This window comes from Mycobacterium sp. (assembly GCF_035506235.1).
Classification (GTDB): domain Bacteria; phylum Actinomycetota; class Actinomycetes; order Mycobacteriales; family Mycobacteriaceae; genus Mycobacterium.
In genome coordinates this window covers 1-4,997 of the sequence record NZ_DATJPU010000028.1, presented here as the reverse complement: position 1 = coordinate 4,997, position 4,997 = coordinate 1, and the positions used below count along the sequence as shown (strand labels likewise).

The following is a 4,997-nucleotide window of genomic DNA, read 5'->3' as shown; positions in this document are numbered from 1 at the left end:
GCGGGCGAATCATCCTGCCCCGCAAGGCGTTCCGGTTATGCGTTTGCGCAACTGGTGTCCGACATCGGCGCGGTGATCGACAGCCTCGGCGCCGGGCGGGTCCACCTGCTGGCCCACGACTGGGGGTCGATCCAAGCCTGGGCGGCCATCACCGACGAGTCGGTGATGGCCAAAGTCGCTTCGTTCACCTCGATTTCGGGCCCGCACCTGCAGTATGCGGGCGCGTTCCTGCGGTCGGCGAGGACGCCGCGGGCCGCGGGCCGGGTCGCCAGGCAGCTGCTGGGATCGCTGTATATCGCCTTCTTCTTGTGCCCCGGTGTGCCGGAGCTCGCGTTTCGGTCCCGGATTGGCGTGAAAGTCCATGAGGCCCTTGAGCGCATCGGCCGGTCGAGCACGCTCAGCCGGCACCCCGCGACGCCGCGATCCATCACCGACTACGTCAACGGGCTCGAGCTGTATCGGGCGAACATGCCCGGGCCGATGCTGTCGCCCGGGCCGCGGTTGCCGCGGACGACCGTCGCCGTTCAAACCCTGGTGCCGCGCCGGGACGTCTTCGTGACGCCCGCGCTGCAGCGGTTCACCGGCGCAATTCCGGCCGGCGGCAGGGTGATTCCGATCGAGGGCGGGCACTGGGTGGTCACGTCGCGCCCCGACGTCATCGCCCGGTTGACCGCCGAATGGGTCGATCACAACCTCGGCGGCGCGGCCGGCTCCGGCGCGGCGGTGGTGCGCGGCGGCCGCCGGGAGGTGCGCGGCAAGCTTGCGCTGGTCACCGGGGCGGGCGCAGGCATCGGCAGGGCCACCGCGGTGGAGCTGGCCCGTCGCGGCGCCCGCAAGGTGGCGATCGTCGACCGGGATCTCGCCGGCGCCAACGACACCGCGGACGCCGTTCGCGCGGCGTGCGCCGAGGCGGCGGTCTACCGGGCCGACGTCAGCGACGAGTCCGCGATGAATGACCTTGCCGCCCAAGTGCTTGACGAGCACGGCGTGGTCGACATCCTGGTGAACAACGCCGGCATCGGGATGGCCGGCCGGTTCCTGGAGACCAGCCCGGCCAATTGGCAAGACATCATGGGCGTCAACGTCGGCGGCGTCATCGCCGGCAGCAGGGCGTTCGGGGCGCAGATGGTCGAGCGCGGCGAGGGGGGAACGATCATCAACCTGGCGTCGGCGGCGGCGTTCATACCGTCGAAATCTATGGTCGCCTACGGCACCACCAAGGCGGCGGTGCTGGCGTTCAGCGAATCGCTGCGGGCCGACCTCGCCGACGAGGGCATCTCCGTCACGGCCGTGTGCCCGGGATTCGTCAACACCAACATCGCCAAAAGCACGGTCTACGCGGGGATGACCGCCGAACAACAGGAACGCGCCCGGGCGAAGGCCGACGCGGCGTACCGGCGTCGTAACTACACACCGGAGGCCGTGGCCGAGGCGATCGTCAAGGCCGTCAGGACCGGCCCCGCCGTGCTGCCCGTCGCCGCCGAATCCCGGATCGGCTACGCCATGCGGCGGATCAGCCCGTCGGCGCTCCGGCTGTTCGCGCGCTTCGACATTCGGCAGCGTTAGGTCGTCAGCGCTTGCGGCGGTATCCGACGTGGGCCACCGTGATACCCGGCAGGGGCTCCCAATCGAAGGTGCGGCCGTCGAGGTGGAAATTGTTCTTCTCGTAGAAGCGGCGGGCCTTGTCGTTTTGCTCGGCGCACCACAGGATCACGTCGCCGGAGGGGTGCGAGCCGAGCACCGCGTCGAGCATCCGGCCACCGATGCCGTGCCGTTGGCTGTCCTCCGCGACGTACAGCGCGTCGATGAGAAGGTCGTCGGGCTGGTCGGAGTCGGGCCCGAAGATGGCCACGCCGAGCGTGCTGCCGTCGGCCTCGGCGACCCACATGCGCCATCCGCGGCGATTCAGGCTTTGCGGGTAGATCTCGGCGACCCAGCGTTTCGGGGGCCCCAGCAGGTCGAGCACCTGGGGCAGCAGTATCCCGGCCCACGATCGTCGCCACACCGGATAATGCATCGCCGCGACGGCGGCGAAATCGTCCTTCGTGGCTTCCCGGATCGTGATGTCGCTGGGCTCCACAGCCTAAGGCTAGAGAACGTCCGCCTGCGGCCGCTCCAGGTAGGCCGCCAGGGCGTTCGTCAGACCCCGCCGCGCCATGTCGAGGTCGGCGTAGGAGCCCAGCTGGCGCTCCGACACCAGGCCCCGCATCGCGCCCGGGATGAGGGCGGCCACCTCGCGCACCCGGTCCGGGTCGACGTCCAGGCCGGCGAAGGCGTTCTGGCAGGTCTCGAGCCAGCTCTTGCCCCAGGAGAACAGCTCGGCGGCGGTGCGCGGGTAGAGGCGCTCCAGCTCGCGGGGGTCGCGCGGGAGCGCGGCGCGCAGGTTTTCGATCGCGCGGGAATCCGCCGATGCCAGGCCGCGGTACAGGGTGTCGATGATGGCGCCGACGCGCTCCCGCAACGGCGCACCCGGCTGTCGCGGCGCCGAGAACGTGGCGGCGCGCCGCTCGGCCGTGCGGTGCAGCACTGCGGCCCAGAAACCGTCGGCGTCGCCGAACTGGTACTGCACCGCTCCCCAGGTGGCGCCGATGTCCTTGGCGATGCGATTGGCCGACACCGAGCCCGGCTCGCCGGAGGCCAGCGACTTCAGCGCGGCCTCGAGCATGCTCACGCGCGTCGCGTGGCCGCGCCGGTTGGGGCGCCTCTCGGCGACCTTCGTTCCGGCCATCCGCCCAGCCTAACATTTTCATAGAGGGTACTGTGATTCTGTGCGAGGATGCCCAGATGGCTAAGCCGCCGTTGTCGATGAAACCGACCGGATGGTTTCAGGTCGCCTGGTCCGACGAGATCGGGGTCGGCGACGTGCACCGGATGAAGTACTTCGACCGGGAGATGGTCGCCTGGCGCGCCGAGTCCGGCGAGCTCACGGTGATGGACGCCTACTGCGAGCACCTCGGGGCGCACCTCGGTTACGGCGGCAAGGTCGTCGGCGAGGTACTGCAGTGCCCGTTCCACGGGTGGCAGTGGAACTCCCACGGCCGCAACGTCTGCATCCCCTACCAGGATCGGCCGAACCGCGGCAGGCGGATGCGCACCTTCCCCGTGGTGGAGCGCAACGAGTCGGTCTACATCTGGCACGACGCCGACCGCCGCGAGCCGTACTTCGACGCGCCCGACGTGTTCGCCTCCTTCGCGGACGGCAGCGGCGCGGGCGACTACTACCCGCAGCAGCGGTTGTTCCGCCGGGGCCTGGAACTGCACCCGCAGTACGTGCTCGAAAACGGCGTGGACTTCGCCCATTTCAAGTTCGTGCACAACACGCCCATCGTGCCGGTGTTCACCCGCCACGACTTCGGCGACCCGGTGTCCTACGTCGACTTCACCATCACGTTCGAGGGCGACGACGGCCAGCGGATCGAGGACGTCAACAGCGGCGTGGAGGCCATCAACGGCGGCCTGGGCATCGCCGTCACCAAGAGCTGGGGGATGGTCGACAACCGCACCATTTCCGCGGTCACCCCCGTCGACGAGTCCATCTCCGACGTCCGGTTCATGGTCTACATCGGCCGGACCCCGGGCAAGGACCCTTTGCGCGCCGAGCTCAAGGCGGCCGAGTTCGGGCGGGAAGTGATACGGCAGTTCGAGCAGGACATCGAGATCTGGCAGCACCAGCGCTACTCGGACCTGCCCGCGCTGGCCGCCGACGAGTACGAGGGCTTCACCGCAATCCGCAAGTGGGCCAGGCAGTTTTATCCCGAGGCATTCGCATCGCAGAGAGGCTCAACGGAATGAGTACAGCACCGGTCCGCGTCTTCCAGGTGGCCACCGGCAACGTCGGTTCGGAGATGATCAAGCGGATCGCCACCCGGCCCGACCTGGAACTCGTTGGTGTGCACTGCTATTCGCCCGACAAGATCGGGCGCGATGCCGGTGAGCTCGCGGGCATCGCGCCCAACGGGGTGAAGGTGACTGGAACGATCGAGGACATCATCGCCGCCAAGCCCGACGTGCTCACCTTCCACGGCGTGTTCCCCGACGAGGACCTCTACGTCAAAGTGCTCGAGGCGGGCATCAACATCGTCACCACCGCCGACTGGATCACCGGCTGGCACCGCGACAAGAACCATCCGCACCCGTCGGGCAAGCCGGTGACTCAGCTCCTGGCCGAGGCGTGCGAGAAGGGCGGCGCGACGTTCTACGGGACCGGCATGAACCCCGGCCTGAACCAGATCCTCGGCGTGGTGTGCTCGGCCGACGTCGCCGACATCGAGAACGTCACCACCATCGAGTCCGTCGACGTGTCGTGCCACCACTCCAAGGACACCTGGATCGAGGTGGGCTACGGCCAGCCGGTCGACGATCCGGAGATCCCGTCGAAGCTGGAGAAGTACACCCGCGTCTTCGCCGACAGCGTGCTGATGATGGCCGACTGCTTCGACCTGCCGCTGGATGAGGTGAAGTTCAGCTACGAGTTGGGCGCCTGCACCAAGGACGTCGACCTGGGCTGGTACACGCTGCCCAAGGGCTCGCTGGGCGGCAACTACATCAAGTACCAGGGCATGGTGGACGGGGTGCCCCGCGTCGAGACGCATCTGGAGTGGCAGATGACCCCGCACACCGACCCGAGCTGGAACATCAAGGGCTGCTACATCACCCAGATCAAGGGCGACCCGTGCGTCTACAACAAGCACATGATCTTCCCCAGGCCCGGCGTGGACCTGTCGAATCCGGACAACTTCGCCTCCATCGGCATGACCGTCACCGGCATGCCCGCCCTCGCCGCGATCAAGTCCGTGGTGGCGGCGCGGCCCGGGCTGATTACCAGCGCCGACCTACCGCTGCGCGGGTTCGCGGGACGGTTCAAGAAGTAGGCGAGGGGTCAAACGGCTCAAGGGTCCTCGTCGTCATCGAAGAGGCGCTCCGGGTGGTGATAGTCGTTGGTGCGCGCGCCGCGGTCCAAGTGCGGAGGCGGGATCCACTCGGTGCGGCCGTCGGGC

The 4,997-nt window shown here is 68.5% G+C and carries 5 protein-coding genes; 3 read left to right on the top strand and 2 right to left on the bottom strand.

What is annotated here, in order from left to right:
* Positions 1–1,566 (top strand): SDR family oxidoreductase (locus tag VMD50_RS03400; RefSeq protein WP_325424864.1); only part of this gene is annotated, 1,566 nt, incomplete at its 5' end.
* 4 nt (positions 1,567–1,570) lie between these two features.
* On the opposite strand, the gene VMD50_RS03395 is transcribed toward VMD50_RS03400, so the two are convergent.
* Both VMD50_RS03395 and VMD50_RS03390 read right to left on the bottom strand, forming a co-directional pair.
* A complete protein-coding gene (locus VMD50_RS03395) occupies positions 1,571–2,080 on the bottom strand; it encodes a GNAT family N-acetyltransferase (protein ID WP_325424861.1) in 510 nt (169 codons plus the stop codon).
* A gap of 9 nt (positions 2,081–2,089) precedes the next feature.
* Positions 2,090–2,665 carry a TetR/AcrR family transcriptional regulator gene (locus tag VMD50_RS03390; RefSeq protein WP_325424866.1) on the bottom strand — a complete coding sequence of 192 codons (576 nt, stop codon included), beginning with the start codon at positions 2,663–2,665 and terminating at the stop codon, positions 2,090–2,092.
* 119 nt (positions 2,666–2,784) lie between these two features.
* On the opposite strand from VMD50_RS03390, the gene VMD50_RS03385 reads away from it, so the two are divergent.
* The gene (locus VMD50_RS03385; RefSeq protein ID WP_325424859.1) at positions 2,785–3,792 is read left to right on the top strand and encodes an aromatic ring-hydroxylating dioxygenase subunit alpha; all 1,008 of its coding nucleotides are present in this window, start codon (positions 2,785–2,787) and stop codon (positions 3,790–3,792) included.
* Positions 3,789–4,871, top strand: coding sequence for an NAD(P)H-dependent amine dehydrogenase family protein (locus VMD50_RS03380; protein WP_325424857.1), 1,083 nt, complete (start codon positions 3,789–3,791; stop codon positions 4,869–4,871). The genes VMD50_RS03385 and VMD50_RS03380 overlap by 4 nt, the downstream gene beginning before the upstream one ends.
* The last annotated feature ends 126 nt before the right edge of the window (positions 4,872–4,997 follow it).